Origin of the sequence: Pseudomonas sp. CAN1 (genome assembly GCF_030462585.1) — a bacterium.
Lineage (GTDB): Bacteria > Pseudomonadota > Gammaproteobacteria > Pseudomonadales > Pseudomonadaceae > Pseudomonas.
The window spans coordinates 136,179-158,220 of the sequence record NZ_JASMRU010000001.1; the positions used below are offsets into that span (position 1 = coordinate 136,179).

At 66.4% G+C, this 22,042-nt stretch carries 25 protein-coding genes; 7 read left to right on the forward strand and 18 right to left on the reverse strand.

From position 1 onward, the window contains the following. Positions 1 to 5: 5 nt before the first annotated feature. The 17 genes from QO207_RS00645 to QO207_RS00725 all read right to left on the reverse strand — a co-directional run bounded on the left by QO207_RS00645 (position 6) and on the right by QO207_RS00725 (position 14,562). Complete coding sequence (locus QO207_RS00645) at positions 6 to 1,010, reverse strand: OmpA family protein (protein WP_301478841.1); 1,005 nt, start codon at positions 1,008 to 1,010, stop codon at positions 6 to 8. Continuing rightward, entirely contained in the window at positions 1,007 to 1,879 is an 873-nt protein-coding gene (gene motA, locus QO207_RS00650) for a flagellar motor stator protein MotA (protein WP_138213252.1), read from the reverse strand. The genes QO207_RS00645 and motA overlap by 4 nt, the downstream gene beginning before the upstream one ends. A 13-nt stretch (positions 1,880 to 1,892) precedes the next feature. Next, on the reverse strand, positions 1,893 to 2,654 hold the full coding sequence (locus QO207_RS00655) for a FliA/WhiG family RNA polymerase sigma factor (protein WP_301478842.1): 762 nt from the start codon (positions 2,652 to 2,654) through the stop codon (positions 1,893 to 1,895). 6 nt (positions 2,655 to 2,660) lie between these two features. Further along, the gene (locus QO207_RS00660; protein WP_301478843.1) at positions 2,661 to 3,149 is read right to left on the reverse strand and encodes a flagellar basal body-associated FliL family protein; all 489 of its coding nucleotides are present in this window, start codon (positions 3,147 to 3,149) and stop codon (positions 2,661 to 2,663) included. A gap of 44 nt (positions 3,150 to 3,193) precedes the next feature. Then, positions 3,194 to 4,339 (reverse strand): flagellar hook-length control protein FliK, encoded by a 1,146-nt coding sequence (locus tag QO207_RS00665; RefSeq protein WP_301478844.1) that lies wholly within the window; start codon positions 4,337 to 4,339, stop codon positions 3,194 to 3,196. A gap of 3 nt (positions 4,340 to 4,342) precedes the next feature. Beyond that, positions 4,343 to 4,660, reverse strand: coding sequence for a hypothetical protein (locus QO207_RS00670; protein WP_301478845.1), 318 nt, complete (start codon positions 4,658 to 4,660; stop codon positions 4,343 to 4,345). Further along, on the reverse strand, positions 4,644 to 5,042 hold the full coding sequence (gene fliS, locus QO207_RS00675) for a flagellar export chaperone FliS (protein WP_184586270.1): 399 nt from the start codon (positions 5,040 to 5,042) through the stop codon (positions 4,644 to 4,646). Before fliS ends, QO207_RS00670 begins: the two co-directional genes overlap by 17 nt. Then, the gene (gene fliD / locus QO207_RS00680) at positions 5,039 to 6,388 is read right to left on the reverse strand and encodes a flagellar filament capping protein FliD (protein WP_301478846.1); all 1,350 of its coding nucleotides are present in this window, start codon (positions 6,386 to 6,388) and stop codon (positions 5,039 to 5,041) included. The genes fliS and fliD overlap by 4 nt, the downstream gene beginning before the upstream one ends. Positions 6,389 to 6,731: 343 nt before the next feature. Further along, positions 6,732 to 7,172 (reverse strand): flagellar protein FlgN, encoded by a 441-nt coding sequence (gene flgN / locus QO207_RS00685; protein WP_301478847.1) that lies wholly within the window; start codon positions 7,170 to 7,172, stop codon positions 6,732 to 6,734. Next, positions 7,169 to 7,453, reverse strand: coding sequence for a flagellar biosynthesis anti-sigma factor FlgM (flgM, locus tag QO207_RS00690; protein ID WP_301478848.1), 285 nt, complete (start codon positions 7,451 to 7,453; stop codon positions 7,169 to 7,171). The genes flgN and flgM overlap by 4 nt, the downstream gene beginning before the upstream one ends. 174 nt (positions 7,454 to 7,627) lie before the next feature. Further along, positions 7,628 to 8,050 carry a flagellar FliJ family protein gene (locus QO207_RS00695; RefSeq protein WP_301478849.1) on the reverse strand — a complete coding sequence of 141 codons (423 nt, stop codon included), beginning with the start codon at positions 8,048 to 8,050 and terminating at the stop codon, positions 7,628 to 7,630. Continuing rightward, the gene (gene fliI, locus QO207_RS00700; RefSeq protein WP_301478850.1) at positions 8,050 to 9,381 is read right to left on the reverse strand and encodes a flagellar protein export ATPase FliI; all 1,332 of its coding nucleotides are present in this window, start codon (positions 9,379 to 9,381) and stop codon (positions 8,050 to 8,052) included. Before fliI ends, QO207_RS00695 begins: the two co-directional genes overlap by 1 nt. Before the next feature lies 1 nt (position 9,382). Continuing rightward, the gene (fliH, locus tag QO207_RS00705; protein WP_301478851.1) at positions 9,383 to 10,081 is read right to left on the reverse strand and encodes a flagellar assembly protein FliH; all 699 of its coding nucleotides are present in this window, start codon (positions 10,079 to 10,081) and stop codon (positions 9,383 to 9,385) included. 6 nt (positions 10,082 to 10,087) lie between these two features. Continuing rightward, positions 10,088 to 11,128, reverse strand: a complete 1,041-nt coding sequence (locus QO207_RS00710; RefSeq protein ID WP_301478852.1) for a FliG C-terminal domain-containing protein — start codon at positions 11,126 to 11,128, stop codon at positions 10,088 to 10,090. Next, a complete protein-coding gene (gene fliF, locus QO207_RS00715) occupies positions 11,106 to 12,794 on the reverse strand; it encodes a flagellar basal-body MS-ring/collar protein FliF (protein ID WP_301478853.1) in 1,689 nt (562 codons plus the stop codon). Before fliF ends, QO207_RS00710 begins: the two co-directional genes overlap by 23 nt. 9 nt (positions 12,795 to 12,803) lie before the next feature. Beyond that, positions 12,804 to 13,139: a flagellar hook-basal body complex protein FliE gene (locus QO207_RS00720; RefSeq protein WP_301478854.1), complete on the reverse strand. Its 336-nt coding sequence runs from the start codon at positions 13,137 to 13,139 to the stop codon at positions 12,804 to 12,806. 22 nt (positions 13,140 to 13,161) lie between these two features. Continuing rightward, on the reverse strand, positions 13,162 to 14,562 hold the full coding sequence (locus tag QO207_RS00725) for a sigma-54 dependent transcriptional regulator (RefSeq protein ID WP_301478855.1): 1,401 nt from the start codon (positions 14,560 to 14,562) through the stop codon (positions 13,162 to 13,164). A 452-nt stretch (positions 14,563 to 15,014) separates the two neighbouring features. Between QO207_RS00725 and QO207_RS00730 the strand changes: the two genes are divergently transcribed. Genes QO207_RS00730 through QO207_RS00760 form a run of 7 tightly spaced genes read left to right on the forward strand, consistent with a single transcriptional unit; the run spans position 15,015 to position 21,287 of the window. Next, positions 15,015 to 15,854: a flagellar motor switch protein FliM gene (locus tag QO207_RS00730; protein ID WP_301478856.1), complete on the forward strand. Its 840-nt coding sequence runs from the start codon at positions 15,015 to 15,017 to the stop codon at positions 15,852 to 15,854. Continuing rightward, positions 15,851 to 16,222, forward strand: a complete 372-nt coding sequence (locus tag QO207_RS00735; protein ID WP_301478857.1) for a FliM/FliN family flagellar motor switch protein — start codon at positions 15,851 to 15,853, stop codon at positions 16,220 to 16,222. The genes QO207_RS00730 and QO207_RS00735 overlap by 4 nt, the downstream gene beginning before the upstream one ends. Continuing rightward, entirely contained in the window at positions 16,222 to 16,974 is a 753-nt protein-coding gene (gene fliP, locus QO207_RS00740; RefSeq protein WP_301478858.1) for a flagellar type III secretion system pore protein FliP, read from the forward strand. The genes QO207_RS00735 and fliP overlap by 1 nt, the downstream gene beginning before the upstream one ends. A 10-nt stretch (positions 16,975 to 16,984) precedes the next feature. Continuing rightward, positions 16,985 to 17,257 carry a flagellar biosynthetic protein FliQ gene (locus tag QO207_RS00745; protein ID WP_045213351.1) on the forward strand — a complete coding sequence of 91 codons (273 nt, stop codon included), beginning with the start codon at positions 16,985 to 16,987 and terminating at the stop codon, positions 17,255 to 17,257. A 4-nt stretch (positions 17,258 to 17,261) separates the two neighbouring features. Then, positions 17,262 to 18,062 (forward strand): flagellar biosynthetic protein FliR, encoded by an 801-nt coding sequence (gene fliR / locus QO207_RS00750; protein WP_301478859.1) that lies wholly within the window; start codon positions 17,262 to 17,264, stop codon positions 18,060 to 18,062. Further along, a complete protein-coding gene (gene flhB, locus QO207_RS00755) occupies positions 18,055 to 19,188 on the forward strand; it encodes a flagellar biosynthesis protein FlhB (RefSeq protein WP_301478860.1) in 1,134 nt (377 codons plus the stop codon). Before fliR ends, flhB begins: the two co-directional genes overlap by 8 nt. Positions 19,189 to 19,190: 2 nt before the next feature. Next, positions 19,191 to 21,287, forward strand: a complete 2,097-nt coding sequence (locus QO207_RS00760) for a flagellar biosynthesis protein FlhA (protein ID WP_301478861.1) — start codon at positions 19,191 to 19,193, stop codon at positions 21,285 to 21,287. Between the two features lie 198 nt (positions 21,288 to 21,485). Here QO207_RS00760 and QO207_RS00765 read toward each other — a convergent pair whose 3' ends face one another. Beyond that, positions 21,486 to 21,848 carry a PilZ domain-containing protein gene (locus QO207_RS00765; RefSeq protein ID WP_301478862.1) on the reverse strand — a complete coding sequence of 121 codons (363 nt, stop codon included), beginning with the start codon at positions 21,846 to 21,848 and terminating at the stop codon, positions 21,486 to 21,488. Positions 21,849 to 22,042: the final 194 nt, after the last annotated feature.

Here is a 22,042-nt window from a genome sequence, read left to right on the forward strand (position 1 = left end):
TTCCCTCAAGGCGTTGCCGCCGGAGCGGCCAGCGCCGCTTCCGCTGAGCTCGGCGCCGGTTCGACCCTGGGCGTCACCAGCCGCGCACCGGATTCCGAGTAGTGCACCTGTGCATAACTCTCGCCGAAGATTTCCCGGTACAGGCTCTCCGCACGCTGGGTCAGCAGCAGGATCTCGATGCGCCGGTTGGCGCCATTCTCCGGGTCCTCTGGGCGCAGCGGCATGACGTCGGCCTGGGCCGCCACCTGCAGCACGTGCGCCGCCGGCAGGCCACTGTCGACCATCACGTTGCGCGCACGCAGGGCGCGGTCGCCGGAGAGGTTCCAGTTGTTGTAGCCATCCGCGCGGCGGTACTGCACGGCGTCGGTGTGGCCACTGAGGATCAGCTTGTTCTGCACCTTGGCCAGCACACCGGACAGCGCGCCGAGCAGGGTCTGGAAATGCGGGTCGAGGGTGGCCTGGCCGCGGGCGAACATGAAGCGCTGCTGGTCGTCCTTGATCAGGATGCGCAGCCCCTGCGGCACCACGGTCACCTCGATGTTGGCCAGCGCGTCGACCTGCCCGGACACCTGGCGGATCAGCTCGGCCAGCTCGCGCAGGTCCTCGCTGCTGTCGTACTGGCGACCGGCGCCGTCCTGCTGCGCGCCAGAGTCCTGCGCCTGCTCGCCGGCCTTGCCCTGCTTGCCGGCATCCAGCGCCAGCTGCGGCGCGGGCTTCTCCGGGGTCTTGAGCGGCTGCGGCATGCCGTCCAGCTCGACGGGCGTGCGGCTGGCGCCATCGAACACGCCGGCACCGCCATCCACCACCGGGTTGGCATCCTGGTCGCCCACCGCCACCGGCTGCGGCTCGGTCTGCGGGTGGACGATCCACAGCACCATGAACAGCGCCATCATCGCCAGGGTGAAGTCGGCGAAAGCAACTTTCCAGGCACCGCCGTGTTCATCATCGTGGCCCTTCTTGCTGCGGCGCTTGATGATGACTTCGCTGTGCTTGTCGGCACGTTTCTTCATGCTGCGTCCCGCTCTTCCTCATAGCGGGTGACCCAGGTCTCCAGCTGCTTGAAGGCCGGCTTCACGTCCTGCTCGATCAGCTTGCGCCCGGCGTCCACCGCCAGCAGCGTAGGCTTGCCGGCGACATGGGCGACCAGCGTGGTGCGCACGCATTCCAGCGCCGACAGCTCGGTCTTCACCCGCTGCGACATGGCGTTGGACAGCGGGTCCATCAGGCAGTAGCAGACGAAGATGCCGAAGAAGGTGCCCACCAGCGCGGCGGCCACGTGGGCGCCGATCTCCGCCACCGAGCCGCCGATGTTGCCCATGGTGATGATGATGCCGAGGATCGCCGCGAGGATGCCGAAACCGGGCATCGCCTCGCCGACCTTGTGCAGCGACTTGGACGGCTGCAGCAGGGCGTGCTCCATGGCGTCCAGCTCCTGTTCGAGGAAGCCTTCCAGTTCGTGGGCGCTGATCTTGCCCATGGCCATCAGGCGGAAGTTGTCGGCGATGAACGCCATCAGGTTCTTTTCCTGGAGGATCAGCGGGTAGCGGGCGAACAGGTCGCTCTGCTCCGGCTCCTCGATGTGCGCGTCGAGCACCTTGAGGCCGCCGACGTCGACCATCTCCAGCAGTTCGTAGAGGAGCATCAGCAGCTGGCGCTGGAACTCTTCGCCACGGCGCTTGAAGACGAACACGCCCTTGATCTGCGAGCACATCTCCAGCAGCACTTCGCGCGGGTTGGCAACGACCAGGGTGCCCAGGCCCGCGCCGAGGATGATGAGCATCTCCGCCGGTTGCCAGAGTGCGCGCATGTCGCCGTGGGCCATGGCGTAGCCGCCGAGCACGGCGGCGATGATGATCAGGGCGCCGATGATTTTCTGCATGGTTGTGGGTTCTTCAGAGAGTGTCGGGGTCGTTGAGGAAACGGCTGCACTTGCCGATCGCCTGCTTCATCAGCTGGCAGATGCGCGCATCGGTCAGCTCCAGCACCAGGGCGATTTCCTTGAGGTTCAGCTCGTGCTGGTAATACAGGTTGAGGATCAGCCGCTCGCGCTCATTGAGACGCTCCAGCGCCTGGGCCAGCAGGCGCTCCTTGAGCACCCGCTCTTCCAGCGCATCGCCGCTGCCCTGCACGCCGTCATGGCCGTTCTGCAGCAGCACGTCGAAGCTCTCGATGGCCTCGGAGGATTCGGCGCGCAGGTAATCCTGGTAGCCGGCTTCGTCGAGACCAGTGGCGGCAAGCACTTCCTCGTCGCTGGGCACCCGGCCGAGCTGGCGGGCCAGGGAGCGGATCGCATCGCGGACCTTGTGCGCCTGCTGGCGCACCTGGCGCGGGCGCCAGTCCTGCCGGCGCAGTTCGTCGAGGATGGCGCCGCGAATGCGCAGCGCGGCGAAGCGGCCGAACTGCTCGTCCGGCTCGCCATAGCGGCGCAGCCCTTCGAGCAGTCCCATCAGGCCGATCTGCTCCATGTCCTCGCGGTCCAGCACCTGGTTGGCCTGCAGCGACAGCTGGCTGACGATGCGCCGCACCAGCGGCAGGTACTGCATCATCCAGCGCTGCTCGGCCGTCGGCGACAGGCGCGCGTGGCCGCCTTCGGCGCTGGCATAGCCAGCGGCGCCGCTGGCGTAGCTGAGGGCAGGATCGCGAAGGGCGTGCATGACGGCTTACTGGACGATCATCTTGCTGAGCAGTACGTGCTCGAAGGGCACCACCACCTTGCGCGCGGCGAAGTCGTCGATCACCGCCTTTTCCAGGCGCGTCTGCACGTCGCCGATGGGCATTGCGCGCAGCACTTCGAACTTCTCCGGGGTCAGGTTGGCGACCACAGAGCTACGCACCATCGGCGCGACGCTCTCCAGCTTCTTGCGCTCCTGCTCGGCCTTGGCCTGCAGCACCAGGTCGATCACGAAGTAGTGCTCGCGGTCTTCGCCACGGGAGCTGACGATGATCTTCTCCACCGGCACGAAGAGGTATTCGGCGCTCTCCTGCTCTTCCTCCTCCCTGGCGTCTTCCTTGTTGCCGTCCTTGTCGGCAGCAGCGGCGGCCGGGGCGAGGCTGGCGGACTTGATCATCTTGTAGTTGACGAACACGCCACCCAGCACGACGGCGATATTCACGATGAGCATCAGTAGAACGAGACGCGGCGTGGACATGGGGTTTCTCGAAAAATCCTGTGGAAGTAGGGGCCGCTGGCGGCCTACACGGTAATCAGTACGTCGCTGTCGCCACGCGGCGCGGAGCGCTCGCTCGCCTGCGCATCACGCGGGTTGGCGGCGACCACGGCCGGCTCGTCGGTGAAGCGCTGGCGGTGCTGCTGGCCTGGCTGGCCGGACTGCGAATCCGCCGAGACCTGCACATTGACCTGCAGGAAGTTCTGCCCGACCAGCTCCTGGCGCAGGCGTTCGCTGGTGTTCTGCAGCAGGCGCACGACGTCGCCGTTGCTGGCGGAAATCTGCACGTTGAGCTGGCCGGCCTCGTGGCGCACGAGGATTTCCAGGGCGCCGAGCTCCGGCGGATCGAGGCGGATCGTCGCGTTCTGCACGCGCTGGCCCAGCTGCAACTCGACGTTGTCGCGCAGTGCGCCGAGCATCTGCTCGCCCCAGTGCGCCTCGTTGTTGCCCTTGAGGTGCAGCGGCTTGTCGAACAACGGTGCGGCCGGCGTCGCGGCGGCATTTTGTGCGTTGCCATCGGTGGCCGGCAGGCGCGCATCGAGCGCAACGGTCGGCAGCGTCGGCACGCTGGAATCCGGCGCCTGCACGGCGGCGGCCAGGTGTTGCTGGAGCAGGGTCTGCGCCTGGCTCTGGGCGGCCTCGCGGGGCGCTGGTGATGTCGCTTTGGCGGGCTCTTCGGCAAGCTCGGCGGGCGGCAGCAGCATGTCTTCCGGCTTCACGGCGGCGGCCGCTGGCTGCGCGGAGGTGTCCACCGCCTGGGTTGCGAAACCGACTACCTGGGCGCGAGTCTGCGCGGGCGGATTGTCCCGCGCCTGCACCACCAGGCCGGCCTGGCTGAGCATCCCAGCCAGCCAGCTTTCCGCGCCGGAGGGCGAGAGTTCCTCGGCCGGATCCTGCGCATCGTTGTCGCGGGTTTCAGCGGGTAGCGCCTCGGGCAGCACCGGCAGTACGGCGCCAGGTTGCGACTGCGGCTCCTCGACCTGCGCGGTGTCGAACTGGGCCAGGAAGGATTGCACCGTGACCCGACGTTCAGCGGCGCCGGGCTGCTCGTCCCGCGTGCGGAAGCCAGCTACCGGAGCATCGTCGCGGGCGGGCTGCTGCGGGCGTGCCTCGGCCACCGCAGAGGCACTGCGGTCGCTGCCGGGCAGGGACTGGGTCGGTAGCTGGATCACGGTCTATCGACCCTCCTGGTAGGTATCCACCTGCATGTACGCCGAGCGGCCCTCGGCGTATTCCAGGTGCGAGAGCAGCAGGCGGCGCAGGCGCTCGCACTCCTCGGCGCAGGCCTGCGACGCCTGCTCGTGCAGGCGCTTGAGGTGCTTCCTGGCCAGCAGCACGTCGGCCGCCAGCTCGGTGTGCGAGGACATCGCCACCAGTTGCGCGCGGATCGCCAGGTCGACCTGCCCCATGGCTTTCCAGTCCTTGCGCTGCAGCGCCCCACCCAGCCGTTCGTACAGCTGCAGCAGGCGCTGGCGATCATCCACGGGCGGCACTCACGCCCTCCCAGCCTTCACGCAGGATGCCGAGCAGGCGCACCACTTCGTCGATACCGGCGACCTCCAGCGATACGCTGACGTCGGACAGGCGATAGATGCAGTAGTCGTACAGGCGCGCCAGGCCCTGCACGGTCTCGCCGCCGTTCTCGTAGTCGAGGGCGCCGTTCAGGCCGTTGAGGATGTTCAGGCACTTCTCCAGGGAGCGGCCCTTCTGCTGGTAGCGCTTGTGCTCGATGTGGCCGCGGGCGCGGGCCAGCTCGTCGAGCAGGCCGTCGAACAGCACCAGCACCAGTTCATAGGGCGAGGACGACGCGGCCTTGGATTCCAGGTCGATCATCCGGTAGCTGTCGTAGCTTTCGTTCATGCCGTAGGCGCTCATCCGAACATCCCGCTGGTCTGGTCCATCGACTGCATGGTCTGCATCATCGAGGTGTATTGCTTGAGGTAGCGCGCGTAGTAGGTGTCGTACTGCTTCTGCAGGTTGTCGTAGTCATCGTCGACGCGGCGCAGGCTGTTGTTCAGGGCGTCCTTGCGGTTCTTCATGACGCCGTTGACGCTGTTGGTGTAGACGGCGACGCCCTTGTCCAGGCTGTCGAGCAAATTGCCCTTGCCCATGAACAGCTTGTCGAGGGCCTCGGGATCGCTGGTGATGGCCTTCTCGAAGCGGCTGGCGTCGAGGGTCAGCTTGCCGCTGCGGTCGGCGCTGATGCCCAGGGTGATCAGGTTGGCGCCGCCGAAACTGGTGCGAACCATCTGGTTCAGCGCGTTCTCGATGGCGCGCACGCTGGAGTCACCGGCCAGGGCGCCACGGGCGTTGCCGCTCTGGTCGCCGGCGGCGGTCAGGCTGTCGATGGTGCTGGCCAGGGCGTTGAAGGCGTCGATGAAGGTCTGCACCTTCTTCTTGGTCTCGCTCTGGTCCTGCGCCACGGTCAGGCGGATCGGCTGTTCGCCGGACTTCTGCGCCTGGGTGAAGGTGGCGCTGACGCCGTCGATGATGTTGTCGAAGGTGTTGCTGGCGTTGGTCAGCAGCATGCCGCTCTCGCCGCCCAGGCGGACGCGGGCATCCTGTGCCTTGGACAGCTCCTGCGGGTTGCCGATGGCGTTCTCGAAGGCGCTGTTGGCACTGTCGGTGCCGCTCAGCGACAGGCTGATGGCATTCGCCGCGCCGGACTTCTCCGCGCCCAGCACCAGCGACACCTGGCCGTTGCTGCGCACCAGGGTGGCCTTCACGCCGGTGTTGTCGGTGGCCTTGTTGATCGCCGCGGCCAGCTCGTCCAGCGAGTTGCTGCCGTCGCCGTCGGTGTCGATCTGGCTCAGGTCGATGTCGAAGGATTTGCCGTTCTGGCCGATGGTCAGCGTGCCCTGGGTGTCGACATCGCCGGCCTGCAGGCCGGAGAAGGACAGCTGGTGGCTGGTGGCGAGCTGCTCGACGAAGAAGTCGTAGCTGCCGGGCACGGCGTTCTTGTCGACCTTGGCGGTCAGGTAGCCGTCCTTGCTGGTGGTGGCGCTGTTCACCAGCATGCTGGTGTTGCTGCCGGTCACGCCCTGCAGGCTCTTCACCGCGCTGGAGAAGGTCTTGAGCGCCGACTCCAGGGAGGTCACGGCGGTCAGCTGCGACTGGTACGAAGACTTGTTGCGGTCGGCCTTGCTCAGGCCGTTCTGCACTTCGTACGTGGCCAGCTGCTGGGCCATGCTCTTGACGTAATCGGAATCTATGGTCGCCATCTGAATCCACCTCTTTGGGTCGGAAGAGCAATTACGGTGCCAATGCTGGAAAGCCCGCCGTACGGGGCCTTGCCGGCCTGACAGGGAGAAGTCGGGCTTCCGCCCGGTGTCGTTCGGCGCGCAGCGGGAAGCGGCATTTCCGCCTGATGCGCGAGCGCCCTGATGGAGGGAAAGGGCGACCGTGGGGAGGGATTCGTTAAGCGGTTCTGGTGGGTGTTTTCGCGAGAGCCCAAAGCAGGCACGGTGCATGAACTTGCGTAGGAGCGGACTCCGTCCGCGATAGGCCCGCATCGCGCCGGACACCATCGCGGACGGAGTCCGCTCCTACGTTCCTGGGGACGCTTCAGTAAGGCTGCCGCGAATACACCGGCTGTTCGCGCGGGTCGCCCATCAGCTGGCTGAGGATGTCGTGGTGCATCGCCAGCAGCTTGCCGTTGCGCTCGTTGAGGCGCTTGCACTGGGCGGTGAGCTGGCCCAGTTGCAGCCATTCCTGCTGCAGCTCCTCGCGGCGCGGCGGCGGGTAATTGGACAGCAGCGTGCGCATACCCTCGGCGTCCATCGGCAGGTGGAAGGCACGCAGCACCCGGCTGCGGCGCTGGGCGCGGCCGGCGACGGCATCGAGCAGGGCCTGGATGTCCGGGTTCAGCGCCTCGATCTGCGCGCTGTCCCGCGCCAGCAGGTGGCGATACAGCTCCTGCAGGCGGTCGCGCAGCACCAGGCAATCGCGGCCGTCCTGCTGGACGTCCTGCTCGATCACCTGCAGCAGCCGCGCGCGCTGGGTCATGCGTCGCTGCCGCGGTGGTAGGAGAGGATGCTGCTGGCGAGAACGCTGGTGTCGTTCTGCAGCTCGCCATTCATCAGCGCGCGACGGATTTCCGCGACGCGGTCCTGGTCCACGTCGGGCATGGCGCGCAGGGTCTCCTGCATCTCGTCCAGGCGCAGCGAATCGTTGACCGGCGCGCTGGCGCTGGCCTCTGCCACAGGTGCGACACGCTCGCTGCGCGCGGCCTTGGCGGACTCGCTGGTGGCCAGCGCGACGCTGGTCAGTTGCCGGGTGATTTCCATGGTCGGTATCCGAATATTCTTGGGGCTTTCCCTCAGAGGGCGACCGCCTCGAAGGAAAACTTAAATGCCGATTTTCACGGAACAGACGGCGGATAACCGCAAGCGGTTATTCGCCCTACGGATCGAGTTTCCCCGTAGGGCGCATAACTCGGAACGAGTTATCCGCCATTGCCTTCACGCCCGTGCCCGCCACCACGACTGCGCGGCGAGGCCATCCTGGATTTTCTGCTCCTGCTGGGCAAGTTGCAGCTGCCACTGGCCAAGCTTGGCCTCGATCACCTGGGCCAGCACCTTCTCGCTGCGCATGGCCGCCAGCAGCTCGCCCTGGATGCGCGCCAGCGCCTGCTCGGCGACCTCCAGCTCGCGGCGCTGCAACTGCAGCATCTTGTGCAGGGTCGCCTTGTACTGCTGCTGGTTGTGCCGCTGCAGCGGCGTGCTGGTGGCGACGCTGAAGCCGCACAGGCGATCCAGCCCGGTGATGTTGTTGCGGTAACGCTGACAGAGATTCTGCTGGTAGTTCACCCGGCCGAGCAGTTCGCGGACCTTGCCGCCGCGCACATCCGCCAGGCGCCCGAGCATATCGATCTGCGCCTTCATCAGCGGCCCCCGACGATGCTTTGCAGGGTCGCGACGCTGTTGCCCAGCTCGGCGCTGTCGGCGGTCTCCTGGCGCAGGTAGCGCTCCAGCATCGGCGCCAGCTGCACCGCGCGGTCGGTCTTCACGTCCATGCCCGGCGTGTAGCCGCCCAGCGGGATCAACTCCTTGATGCGCTCATAGGTGCCGCTGAATTCCTTGAACTGACGCGCCGCGGAGAGGTGCTGCGGGTCCGCCACCTGGCTCATGCAGCGGCTGACCGAGGCGCCGATGTCGATGGCCGGGTAGTGCCCGACGTCCGCCAGCCGGCGCGACAGCACGATGTGCCCGTCGAGGATGGCACGGGCACAGTCGACGATCGGGTCCTGGTGATCGTCGCCCTCCGCAAGCACCGTGTAGATGGCGCTCAGGCTGCCGCTCTCACCCTCGCCGTTGCCGGCGCTTTCCACCAGTTCCGGGAGCATGCCGAACACCGACGGCGGGTAGCCCTTGGTGGCCGGCGGCTCGCCCAGGGCCAGGGCGATCTCGCGCTGGGCCATGGCGTAGCGGGTCAGCGAATCTACCAGCAGCAGCACGTCCTTGCCCTGGTCGCGGAAGTAGGCGGCGATGCTGTGGCAAAGCTCGGTGGCCTTCAGGCGCATCAGCGGCGACTCGTTGGCCGGCGCCACCACCACCACGGCCTTCTGCAAGCCTTCCGGGCCGAGGGAATGCAGGATGAATTCCTGCACCTCGCGGCCGCGTTCGCCGATCAGCCCGACCACTACCACGTCGGCCTTGGTCTGCCGGGTGATCATCCCCAGCAGCACGCTCTTGCCCACGCCGCTGCCGGCGAACAGGCCGACGCGCTGGCCCTTGCCCAGGGTCAGCAGGCCGTTGATGGCGCGCACGCCGACGTCCAGCGGTTCGGACACCGGGCGCCGGCGCAGCGGGTTCACCTGTGGCAGTTCGGTGGGCAGCGGGTGGCGGCCGGCAAGCCTGCCGAGGCCGTCGAGGGGTTCGCCGAGGCCGTTGACCACGCGCCCCAGCCAGGAATGATCGATATGCAGCACAGCTTCGTCCGGTGCCGGGAAGACCCGCGAGCCGGAGGTCAGGCCGACGGGTTTCTTGAAGGGCATGAGGTAGGTGATGTCACGGTTGAAGCCCACGACCTGCGCCTCCAGGCGCTCGCCGTCGGCGACTTCCACGTAGCAGCGCTGGCCGGTCATGCGCCGGCAGCCGAGGCTTTCCAGCAGCAGGCCGGAGACCCGCACCAGGCGACCGCTGACCCGCGCCAGCTGGACCGAGTCCAGCGAGCGCAGCGCTTCTTCGAGCTTGAAGCCGTCGCCCAGGGCCATCTCAGTCCTCGTCCTGCAGGTGCGCGCTCAGGGCTTCCATGCAGCTGTCCAGGCGCTGCTGGCAGCCGATGTCGGCTTCCGCCTGGGCGGTGACCACGCGGCATTCGCCCAGCGCCAGGCGCTCGTCCGGCACCAGTCGCCATTTGGCGGCCCGTTCGGGGTTCAGCTCGCGGATGCGCGCGCATTCCTCCGGGTTGAGCAGGATCTGCACGTCGCCCTGCTCGCCCGGCATGGCAGCCAGGGCTTCCTCGGCCAGGGTCAGCAGCTGCGTCGGGTTGAGCGTCAGCTCGACGCGGATGACCTGTTTCGCAACCTTCTGTACCAGCTCCAGCAGTTCCTTCTGGCGGCTGCGCTGGAAGGCCTGGTGGTACTCGCCAAAGGCCTCGACGGCGGCCTGCAGAGGCGCGCTGGCCTCATCGAACACCTGGCGACCGGCGGCGCGGCCTTCCTCGCGGCCCTTGCGCAGGCCATCCTGGCGACCGGCTTCGAAGCCTTCGCGCAGGCCGGCTTCACGGCCCTCGGCCATGCCGTCCTGGTAGCCCTTTTCCAGGCCTTCCTGGAAGCCTTCGGAGATGGCGCGCTGGCGCGCTGCCGGGTCGCTGTCCCAGCCGTGATTGTCGGCGCTGGCGGTGGCGCAGCGCGGCGGGAAGCGGTACGGACGCCAGGCGCGGCTGTCGGCCTTGATGACTTTGATCGCCATGGGCGGTTACTCCACTGTCTGCTCACGGAACAGCTGCACTTGCAGGTCGCCCTCGGCGGCCAGCTCGCGCACCACGCCCATGATGTCCTTGCGCACCTGCTCCACGCGGCTCAGCGGCACCGGGCCCTGGCGGCGGTTGATCGACTCCATCTGCTGCGCCTGGCGCTTCGGCATGGCGCCCTGGATGGCGCGCACCAGCTCGGGCTCGGCGCCCTTGAGGGCGACCACCCACTCGTCCAGTGGGATGACTTCCAGCAGGGTCTGCAGCACTTCCTGGTTCTGCCGGGAGAGGATGAAGAAGTCGTACATCTCGTCTTCGATCTTGCCGACCAGGTCGTCGTTGTGGGCGCGCAGCAGCTCGAACATCTGATTACGGTCGCCCTTGAAGCGGTTCATGATGTCCGCCGCCTGCTTGACCCCGCGCACCTGCGAACCCTGGGTGGAGAGCACGCGCAGGCTGCGGTCGATCAGTTGTTCCAGCTCGGCGATGACGTCGCTGTTCACCTCGCTGAGGTTGGCGATGCGGAACAGCAGCTCGTCCTGGCGCTCCGCCGGCATGGCTTCGAGCACGTCGGTGGCCATGCCCGGCGGCAGGAAGGCGAGGAACACCGCCTGCATCTGCGCGTGTTCCTTGGCGATCAGCGCGGCGAACTGCTTGGGATCGATCCACTCCATGCGCGCCATCTTGGCGCGGATTTCCTCGCCGTAGATGCTGTCCAGCAGGTTGCGCGTGATGTCGCTGCCCAGCGCCTTGCCGAGCATGCCGGCGAGGTAGGAGCGCGACGCGCCCTTGATGCTGGACTGCAGCTTGTAGTCGTCGAAGAACCGGCCGATCACGTCGGACACGGTGTTCTGCTTGACGTTGGACAGCCGCGCCATCGCCTGGCTGATGCTGACGATCTCCTCGCGGCTGAAGTTGCGCAGGATGCCGGAGGAGGCTTCGTCACCCATGCTCAGCATGAGGATCGCCGCCTGTTCCAGGGAGCTCACGGCGCGCATCTGCGGGCCGCGCTTTTTCGTTTCTTCAGGCAGGCTCGTGTCGGTCATTGCGGCCAATCCAGTGCTTGATCACTTCCGAGACCCGTTCCGGGTCGTTCTTCGCCAGCATCTGCAGATGCTCGATCTGGTGCTCCAGGCCCGAGCCCGGCGCCGGCAGGCGGATTTCCGAGAGCGGGTTCAGCTCGCCGAGCACGTTGAGCCCGCCGACGCTTTCACTGCCCAGCGACAGGCGCCGCTCGGCATCCAGCGCCAGCGGGTACTCGCTGCTGCCTTCGGGCAATGCTGCGGTGGCCGTCGGCTGCGCACGCTGGGTCAGGCTGCGCACGGCCGGGCGTACGCCGAACAGCAGGAACAGCAGCGCGATCAGGCCGAGCACGGTGTAGCGCACCAGCGATTGCAGGGCGCTGCTCTCCCACCAGCTGGCGGTGGGCTCTTCCACCGCGGTGGCGGCGAAGGGAAACACGCTGACGGTGATCAGGTCGCCGCGCTGGGCGTTGAAGCCCACGGCGCTCTTCACCATGGCCTCCAGGTCGGCGCGGGCCTTGTCGGTCCAGCCGCCCTCGGGCGCGGTGGCGGCGTTGATCACCACGGCGACGCTCTGCTGGCGCAGGGCGAAGGCCGGGTACTTGATGTGGGTGACGCGCTGGTCGAAATCGTTCTGCCGGGTGGTTTCCTGGCGGGTCGAGGTCGCGGCCTTGTTGTCGGTACTGGCGACCTTGCCGTTGCCGGGCGGATTGTTGCCCTGAGCATTGTTCTGGCCGTGCTGTTGCGGCGGCTCCGGCGGACGGTTGCTCAGCGAGCCGGGCACGCCGAGGGCGAGCTGGTCCAGCGTGCTCTCGTTGCGCAGGGATTCGCTGCGCAGGCGCGGCGCTTCGCCGTAGGCCTGCTGGGTCTCTTCCTTCTGGCTGAAGTCGATATCGGCGGACACGCTGATGCGGTAGTTGCCCAGGCCGAGCACCGGCGCCAGCACTTCCTCGACGTTGCCCACGGCCTTGCGCTGGTACTCGTCCACCGCCTGCCAGTTCTGCGAAGGACCACCGGCGCCGCTGATGCCGCGCGATAGCAGCACGCCGTTCTGGTCCACCACGCTGACGTCTTCGGGCTTGAGCTGCGGCACGCTGCCGGCCACCAGGTTGACGATGGCGCCGACCTGCTCCGGGCTCAGCCGCTGGCCGGGCGCCAGTTGCAGCAGCACCGAGGCCTTGGCCGGGTCACGCCGGCCGACCACGAAGGAGTTGCTGTCCTCGCGGGCAACGTGCACCCGCGCCTGCTCGATGCCTTTCAGGCCCATGATGGTGCGGGCCAGCTCGCCTTCCAGGCTGCGCTTCAGACGCACGTCCTGGAGGAAGTGGCTGGTGCCCAGCGGCTCGTCCTTGTCGAACAGCTCATAGCCGGCCGGCATGGATACCTTCACGCCCTTGGCCGCCAGCAGCATGCGGGCGCGCGCCAGGTCTTCCTCGCGCACCAGCACCTGGCCGCTCTGCGGGTGCAGGCGATAGTCGAAGGCTTCGGCGTCCAGCACCTGCATCACGTCGGCGGCCGGATAGGCTTCGCCGGCGCCATACAGCGGGCGGTAGGCCCCCTGGTCGCGCCACAGGTAGAAGACCACGGCCGCCGCCAGCAGGGCGGCGCCCAGGGCGATGCCGAGCAGCCCCAGGCGCGGGTCGAGCTTGAGTTTGTCGAGCGGCAGGCGCCCCTTGAGATTCTGCAGCACTGTCAGTCCTTACAGCGGCATGCGGATGATTTCGTCGAAGGCGCCGGTGAGCTTGTTGCGCACCTGCAGCAGCGCGGAGAACGACACGCTGGCCTTCTGGCTCTGGAGCATGGCACCGACCAAGTCTTCGCTCTGGCCGCTGTCCACCGCGGCCATGGCGGCGCTGGACTTGTGCTGTTCGGCGTCCACCGAGCGCAGCGTCTGCTCGAAGCTGGCGCCGATGCCCTGCGCTGGCGCCTGATCGGCAAGCTGCGCGGCGGGCCGCACGGCCGGGCCGCTGGCGAGGTCGGCGTAACGGTTCATCCGGTCCAGCATGTCCTGCTGCACCTGCATGATCGAACTCATGGAAGTCTCCTGGGGAAACGAATCAGAACTGCACCTGCACGCCCTGCTCACGCATCGCGTTGAGCCGGTAGCGCAGCGCGCGGGTAGTCATGCCCAGGCTTTCGGCGGCCTTGGTCTTGTGCCCGCCGAAACGGCGGATGGTGTCGATGACGTGCTGGTACTCGGCGAGTTTGCCGCTGGCGCGCAGGGCGGCGCGGCCGCCTTCGGCCGCCAGCGGGATCACCGCGGCAACGGTACCGGCAGGTGCAGCCGGGGTAGCCAGGCCGAGGTCGCGGGGCTGGATGAACAAGCCGTTGCGCAGCACCAGGGCGCGTTGCAGGGTGTTCTCCAGTTCGCGCACGTTGCCCGGCCAGTCGTGCTGCAGCAGCGCGCGGCTGGCGGCTTCGGTGAGCAGGTCGTGCTCGGCGTCCTGCGGGGCGTACTGGCGGATGAAGCGGCGCGCCAGCGGCAACACGTCTTCCTTGCGCTCGCGCAGCGGCGAGATGTGCAGCGGCAGCACGTCGAGGCGGAACATCAGGTCGGCGCGGAAGCGCCCGGCGCTGACTTCGGCCTGCAGGTCGCGGTTGGTGGCGGCGATGATGCGCACGTCCAGTTCAATTTCGCGGCGGCCGCCCAGGCGCTCCACGCGCTGTTCCTGCAGCACGCGCAGCAGCTTGGCCTGCAGCGCCAGCGGCAGCTCGCCGATTTCGTCCAGCAGCAGGGTGCCGCCGTTGGCCAGTTCGAACTTGCCCGGCTGGGCGGTCACCGCGCCGGTGAAGGCGCCGCGTTCGTGGCCGAAGAGGATGGATTCGAGCATCGCCTCGGGAATCGCCGCGCAGTTCACCGCAATGAAGGGCGCGTCCGGGCTGGCGATGCCGTGGATGTAGCGGGCCAGCAGTTCCTTGCCGGTGCCGGTCTCGCCGGTGACCAGGATCGGCGCGCGGGTCTGTGCCACGCGTTGCGCCATGGCCAGCAGGCGCCGGCCGGCCTGGGAACGCGAGACGAACAGCTCCTGGGCGGCGCTGGAGGCTTCCTGGCGGCGCAGCAGCGCGGCCAGCTGACCGGCGCCGAAGGGCGACAGCAGGTAGTCGACGCAGCCGAGGTCGAGCAGGGTGGCGGCCTTGTCCTGCTCTTCGTAACCGACGATGGGCACCACGTCGCGCTCGCGGCCGTCGCTGAGCAGCGCGCCGACCTGTGCATAAAGGTCAGGGGCGGGGAAGGCGCCGGCGAGGATGAACAGCAGGCCGGCGTCGCTGCGCGCACGGGCCAGTTCGGCGAAGCCGGAGAAGCGTTCGACGCGGCAGCCTTCGGCCAGCAGCGTCTGCAAGAGGACGGCGTGAGCGGCGTCCGAGGACGGCCCGATGATCGCAACTTTTTTCTGCGCCGGCCGCTCTTCGAGCAGCGTTTCACATAATTGATCGATCGACTGGCTTAAACTGTTCACCGAAACTTTCCATTCGCTAGTGCGTTCGCAGCCGCGGTATTCGTTCAACGCCAGCATCGACCGAAAATCTGTTCGGCGACTGCGGAACTTAATTACCAAATGGCTATCTCACGGGTGGCATCACAGCAACTTCGCCACACTCGAAGTCCCTGCAACTTGTAACTAACCCGCCCACACTAACAAGTGCCAACACTACGCCATAGCTCCCCGCCGATTAATTAAGATCAATAGACAAAAAGTTCCGTCAAAAACAGCATTTGATATCTATTGATTTAATCGGGCGAGCTCAGATCGCTATCATTGCGCCACGTCAGCAGCCTGTGACGCAGCAGTCACAGGCTTCCTGAAAGACAGAGCATGCCGCGAGCAAGGATCAGCCGAACCCGGCGGTCACGACACTTCCCGTGTCCTTGGGCAGATGGCAGATCGAACCTGGAAGTACGACGCTGAGCATGACTGGCAAATCAAAAGTCCACCATGGCGTGCCCGCCGACAGTCTGATTCGACTGAAACCGCAGAAACTCGGCCGGCATTATCACAAGATTCCGCAGTACATCAAAGAGATCTCCGGAAAGTATCCGCGGATCATCAGCGATTATTTCCTGCGGCATTATCGAATCAATCTCGAACTGGATAACCTGAGTATTCACGAGGAACTTCCCCGTGAACTCGAATGCTTATTCGATTCGCCCCTGGGCAAGTTCGGTTTCGCCATGGACCGCGCCCTGCTCACCGAAGTCATCGAGTGCTATTACGGCGGTACCGTGGTCGCCCAGCGCGACACGCCGCCGATCAGCAGCTCCGAGCAGCGCATGCTCGATCGCCTCGGCCTGGACGTGATCGACCTGTTCGGCCGCGCCCTGCTGATGGGCGAATCGGTCGGCCGTCTGCAGCAGATCGACCCCACCTATGAAGAGGTGCAGTGGGAGTACGTTGCCGAATTCAGCTATGTCAGCCACCTGACCGGCGAGCGCTCCTCGCTCTACCTCTACCTGGACAACCCGCTGGCGGACGAGCTGACCCGCCGCCTCGCCGGCCCGCCACCGCCGCGCCTGACCGGCAACCCGATCGAGCACATCAAGCACCTGCCGCTGCGCCTGGACTGCGTGGTCGCCGCCGCGCGCCTGCCGCTGTCGCAGGTGCTGGCCCTGGAGCCGGGCGACGTGCTGACGATCCGCCCGCTGGAGCGCGTCGACGTACGGGTCAACCAGCAGAAGCTGTTCCGCGGCGCCATCTTCGAAGACGACGGCACCCTCTTCCTCTCCTCCCTGGAAAGCGTGAAAAACCCATGACCGGTTCTCTCTCCGACTCCGAGTTCGAGTCGCTGATCAACGACGGCGACCTGGGCCTCACCCAGGACGTCACCGACCTCCCCGCCGAACCCGTGCGCGCACCGCTGCCGCAGCAGGACCTGGCCTTCTTCGGCAAGATTCCGGTGAACGTCACCCTGGAAGTCGCCTCGGTGGAAATCTCGCTGAAGGAGCTGATGGACGTCGACGCCAACAGCGTGATCATCCTCGACAAGCTCGCCGGCGAGCCGCTCGACGTGAAGGTCAACGGTGCGCTGTTCGCCAAGGCCGAGGTGGTCGTGATGAACGGCAACTACGGCCTGCGCGTGCTCGAACTGTGCGGCGCCAGCCTCGACGCCTTGACTGCGTGATGCTGCCGCGCTGCCTGGCCACGCTTGGCCTGCTCATCGCCGCGCTTTGTCCGCTCTACGCGCAGGCGGCCGGCGGCGAGGTCACGCTGTTCAACCTGCACGACACGGCGGACGGCCAGGCCTTCAGCGTCAAGCTGCAGATTCTCATCGTCATGACCCTGCTGGGCTTCCTCCCGGCGATGCTCATGCTGATGACCTGCTTCACCCGCTTCATCATCGTGCTGGCGATCCTCCGCCAGGCCATCGGCCTGCAGCAGAGCCCGCCGAACAACGTGCTGGTGGGCATCGCCCTGGTGATGACCCTGCTGGTCATGCGCCCGGTCTGGCAGGACATCTACAGCAACGCCTACCAGCCCTTCGAGGCCGACCAGATCAGCCTGGAAGACGGCCTGGGCCGCGCCAAGCAGACCCTCAGCCACTTCATGCTCGCGCAGACCAACCGCACCTCGCTGGAAACCATGGTCAGCCTGGCCGGCGAGACAGTGCCGGAGAACCTCGACGACCTGGACTTCTCCCTGCTGCTGCCGTCGTTCGTGCTCAGCGAGCTGAAGACCGCGTTCCAGCTGGGCTTCATGATCTTCATCCCGTTCCTGGTGATCGATCTGGTGGTGGCCAGCGTGCTGATGGCGATGGGCATGATGATGCTCTCGCCGATGATGATCTCGCTGCCGTTCAAGCTGATGATCTTCGTGCTGGTGGACGGCTGGGCCCTGATGATGGGCACGCTGACCAGCAGCGTGCAGCCTTTCTAGGAACCCTGCGATGCTCACTCCGGAAAGCGCCGTCGACATCGTCTCCAACGCCGTGCACATCACCGCGCTGATCGTCTGCGTGCTGATCGTGCCGAGCCTGATCGGCGGCCTGCTGGTGAGCATTTTCCAGGCGGCCACGCAGATCAACGAGCAGATGCTCAGCTTCCTGCCGCGCCTGCTGATCACCCTCGGCATGCTGGTGTTCGCCGGCCACTGGATACTGCGCACACTCTCGGAGCTGTTCATCGAATCGTTCCACCAGGCGGGCCGCCTGGTCGGCTGATGCCATGCAGCAAGGCGCATCCATCCTGCAGGCCTTCGACACCCTGCAAACGCTGCAGGCCTGGTGGTGGCCCTTCTGCCGGATCATGGCGGTGTTCGCTCTGGCGCCGATCTTCAGCCACAAGGCGATCCCCATGCGCCTGCGCATCCTCCTCGGCCTGGCCCTGACCGTCGCCCTGGGCGCCGCGCTGCCGCGCCCGCCGGCCATCGATCCGCTGTCCGCGCAGGGCCTGCTGGTGGCGCTGGAGCAGATCGCCTTCGGCCTGATGCTGGGCCTTGCGCTGATGCTGGTGTTCACCGTGTTCACTCTGGTCGGCGAGGTGATTTCCAGCCAGCTGGGCCTGAGCATGGCGGTGTACAACGACCCCATGAACGGCGTGTCGTCGTCCTCGATCTTCTACCAGCTGTACTTCATCCTGCTGGTGTTCCTGTTCCTCTCCCTCGACGGCCACCTGCTGGTGGTGAGCATCCTCTACCAGAGCTTCGTCTACTGGCCGGTGGGCAGCGGCCTGCATTACCTGGGGCTGGAATCGGTGGTCGGCAGCCTCGCCTGGGTGCTCTCCGCCGCCGTGCTGATCACCCTGCCGGTGGTGTTCTGCATGACCCTGGTGCAGTTCTGCTTCGGCCTGCTCAACCGCATCTCCCCAGCGCTGAACCTGTTCTCCCTGGGCTTTCCCATGGCGATCATCGCGGGTCTTGCGTGCATCTGGTTGACCCTGCCGGACATCCCCGAGAACTACCTGAAGCTCACCCGCCAGCTGCTCGACGCCATCGGCGTGATCTTCCGCGAGGGGCACCATGGCTGAACAGCACAGCGCCCAGGAAAAAACCGAAGAGGCCTCCCAGCAGAAACTGAAAAAGAGCCGCGAGGATGGCCAGGTCAGCCGCTCCAAGGACCTCTCCACCACCCTCTCGCTGCTGGCCACGCTCATCGCCCTGAAGTTCTGCGTGGAGCATTTCTACGATGGCATCCGCCAGGGCTTCGCGCTGTCCTTCATCGACCTCAGGCACAGCGAGATCGGCCTGGACGACCTGCCGCTGGTGCTCGGCCACCATCTGGTGCTGTTCATCACCACCCTGCTGCCGCTGCTGGTCACGCCGCTGCTGGTGGTGCTGTTCTCGATGATCCCCGGCGGCTGGATCTTCTCCAGCAAGAACTTCATGCCCAGGCTGTCCAAGCTCAACCCCATCACCGGGCTCGGACGCATCTTCTCGCTGCAGAACTGGACCGAGCTGGCCAAGTCACTGCTGAAGATCGCCGTGCTGATCCTCGTCGCCCTCTACCAACTGCACGGCGCCCTGCCCGGCCTGCTGGCACTGCAGCGCAGCAACGTGCACAGCGCCATCGCCGCCGCCTTCGGCACCTTCTACGACATCACCCTGGCGCTGCTGGTGGTGTTCATCCTGTTCTCGGTCATCGACATCCCGATCCAGTACTTCTTCTTCAAGAAGAAGCTGCGCATGACCAAGCAGGAGCGCAAGGAAGAGCACAAGAATCAGGAAGGCCGCCCGGAAGTGAAGGCGCGCATCCGCCAGATGCAGCGCCAGCTGGTGCACCGGCAGATCAGCAAGAGCATCAAGACCGCCGACGTGGTGATAGTGAACCCGGTGCATTTTGCCGTGGCGCTGCGCTACGACCCGAAGAAGGCCCAGGCGCCCTACGTGGTCGCCAAGGGCCTGGACGAGACCGCGCTGTACATCCGCAAGCTGGCCAGGGCTCACGAGCTGGAGGTGATCGAGCTGCCGCCACTGGCCCGCGCCATCTACGCCACCACCCAGGTGAACCAGCAGATTCCCGCGCAGCTGTACAAGGCCGTGGCCCACGTCCTCACCTACATCCTCCAGCTCAAGGCCTGGCGCTCCGGGCGCCGTGAACGGCCGGAGCTGATACGCAACGTCCCCATTCCCGAAGAACTGCTGAACAGAGTCTGACCATGCGCCTACTGCAGTCACTATTGCCGACCTTCCAGAGCGGCCGCATCGGCATCCCGCTGATCATCCTGTCGATCCTCTCGATGATCATCCTGCCGCTGCCGCCGCTGGTGCTGGACGCCCTGTTCACCTTCAACATCGTGGTGGCGATCCTGGTGCTGCTGGTCAGCGTGTCGTCGAAGAGTCCGCTGGACTTTTCCCTGCTGCCCACGGTGATCCTGGTCACCACGCTGCTGCGCCTGACACTCAACGTCGCTTCCACCCGCGTGGTGCTGCTCGACGGCCATACCGGCACGGGCGCGGCGGGCAAGGTGATCGAAGCCTTCGGCCACGTGGTGATCGGCGGCAACTTCATCGTCGGCCTGATCGTCTTCGTGATCCTGATGATCATCAACTTCATGGTCATCACCAAAGGTGGCGAGCGCATCTCCGAGGTGACCGCGCGCTTCACCCTGGACGCCCTGCCCGGCAAGCAGATGGCCATCGACGCCGACCTCAACGCCGGCCTGATCGACCAGAACGAGGCCAAGCGCCGCCGCTCGGAAGTGGCCAAGGAAGCCGATTTCTACGGCGCGATGGACGGTGCCTCGAAGTTCGTCCGTGGCGACGCCATCGCCGGCATCCTGATCCTGCTGATCAACCTGTTCGGCGGCCTGGCCATCGGCGTGTTCGTCTACGACCTGCCGGCGGCCCAGGCCTTCCAGCGCTACGCCCTGCTGACCATCGGCGACGGCCTGGTGGCGCAGATTCCGGCGCTGCTGCTGTCCACCGCGGCGGCGATCATCGTCACGCGGGTCAACGAGTCGGCGGAGATCACCAGCCTGGTGCGCAAGCAGATGCTGGCCTCGCCGTCGCTGCTCTACACCGTCACCGGCATCCTCGTGGTACTCGGCCTGGTGCCGGGCATGCCGCACATCGCCTTCTTCGCCTTCGCCGCGCTGGTGGCTTTCATTGCCTGGCGCCTGTCGCTGGCCGGCCCGCCCATCGAGGCGCAGACGCTGGAGCAGACCCAGGCGCTGACCCAGGCGATGGACCAGGAGCGCGCGCAGCAACTGGGCTGGGAAGACATCCCGCTGGTGGAGCGCCTGTCGATCTCGCTGGGCTACAAGCTGGTCAGCCTGGTCAACGAAGCCAGCGGCGCGCCGCTGCCGCAACGGATTCGCGGGGTGCGCCAAACGCTCTCGGAGAGCCTGGGCTTCCTCCTGCCGGAAGTGCAGATTCGCGACAGCCTGCGCCTGAAGGCCTCGCAGTACGCCATCCACATCAACGGCGAGCGCATCGACGGCGCGGAAATCCACGCCGACCGGCTGATGGCGATTCCCTCGCCGGAACTCTACGGCGAGATCGACGGCATTCTCGGCGTCGACCCGGCGTACCGCATGCAGGTGGTGTGGATCCTGCCGGCGGACAAGTCCCGCGCGCTGAACCTGGGCTACCAGGTGATCGACTGCGCCAGCGTGGTCGCCACGCATCTGAACAAGGTGGTGCGCGAGCACCTGCCGGACATCTTCAAGCACGACGACGTCGAGCACCTGATGCAGCGCCTGACCCTGCAGGCGCCCAAGCTGGCCGAGTCACTGAAGGCGCAGCTGACCTACTCGCAGCAGCACCGGGTGTTCCGCCAGTTGCTGCAGGAGGAAGTTGCGCTGAAGGACATCGTCACCATCGCCAGCGCCCTGCTCGAAGGCAGCGAGACCACCAAGGACCCGGTGCTGCTGGCCTCCGACGTGCGCTACGCGCTGCGCCGCAGCATTGTTTCGTCGATTGCCGGCGACCGCCCGGAGCTGACCGTGTTCGTCCTGGAGAACGCCCTGGAGAACACCCTGCTCGGTGCCCTGAGCATCGCCCAGCAGGCCGGCCCGGTGAGCCTGGACAACATCCCGGTGGAACCCAGCCTGCTCAACCAGCTGCAGCACAGCATGCCGGTGGTGAAGGAGAAGCTGCGCAAGGAAGGCCACCCGCCGATCCTCACCGTGATGCCGCAACTGCGGCCGCTGCTGGCGCGTTACGCACGGGTGTTCAGCCCGGGGCTGCACGTGCTGTCGCAGAACGAGATTCCGGAGCGGGTGGGGGTGCAGATATTGGGGACGTTGGGGTAGCCGTCCTTCAGGTGAAAGTCCGGCACGGGGGCTTCCCTCACCCCAGCCCTCTCCCAGAGGGAGAGGGGGCCGTTCGGCGCTCTTCGTTTGTTTCGGAGTCAGCCGGCGAGCGCATGAATGTCAGCCCGCTCAGGACAGTCCCCTCTCCCCCTGGGAGAGGGTTAGGGTGAGGGCCAGCCCGAGCACTGGACTACCCCATCACGACAACCGCGCCCTCCCCAACAGACTGCGGTTGAAGCTCACCGACATCGACGTCACCAGCTCGGTAAACGCCGCGCTCGGCCGGTCCAGCTTGAAGCCCTGCTCGAAGCGGGCGTTCTTGGTGTCCTTCTTCGACCACTGGCAGATCGCGGTGATGTCCACCGAGCGGGTGTGGTCCTCGCGCACCGGAATCTCCAGGCGCATGTCGTAGCAGCTGCCCGGCGCCAGCGGCTCTTCGGTCACCAGGCGCAGGCCGCCCATCGACACGTCGAGCACCTCCCCCATGGCATCGCCACTCAGGCGGTTGGTGACGTTGATCCGGCCGATGTGGCGGAAGGTCAATCGACGGTGCTTGCGCATGGCGGCCTCTTGTAGGGACGGGCTCTGGGACGGGCGCCTCGGGGAGCGAAGCGCGCGCGCATCCTAGCAGCGCCAGCGCCTCAAACGGTCTCAAAAGCTATCAAAGGGCCAGTATCTCCCGGTAAATCCGCCGCACCTTCCATCGGCCGGCGCGCTGCTGCAGCCCTGCAGCGGATACCCTGCATCCTGCGCTG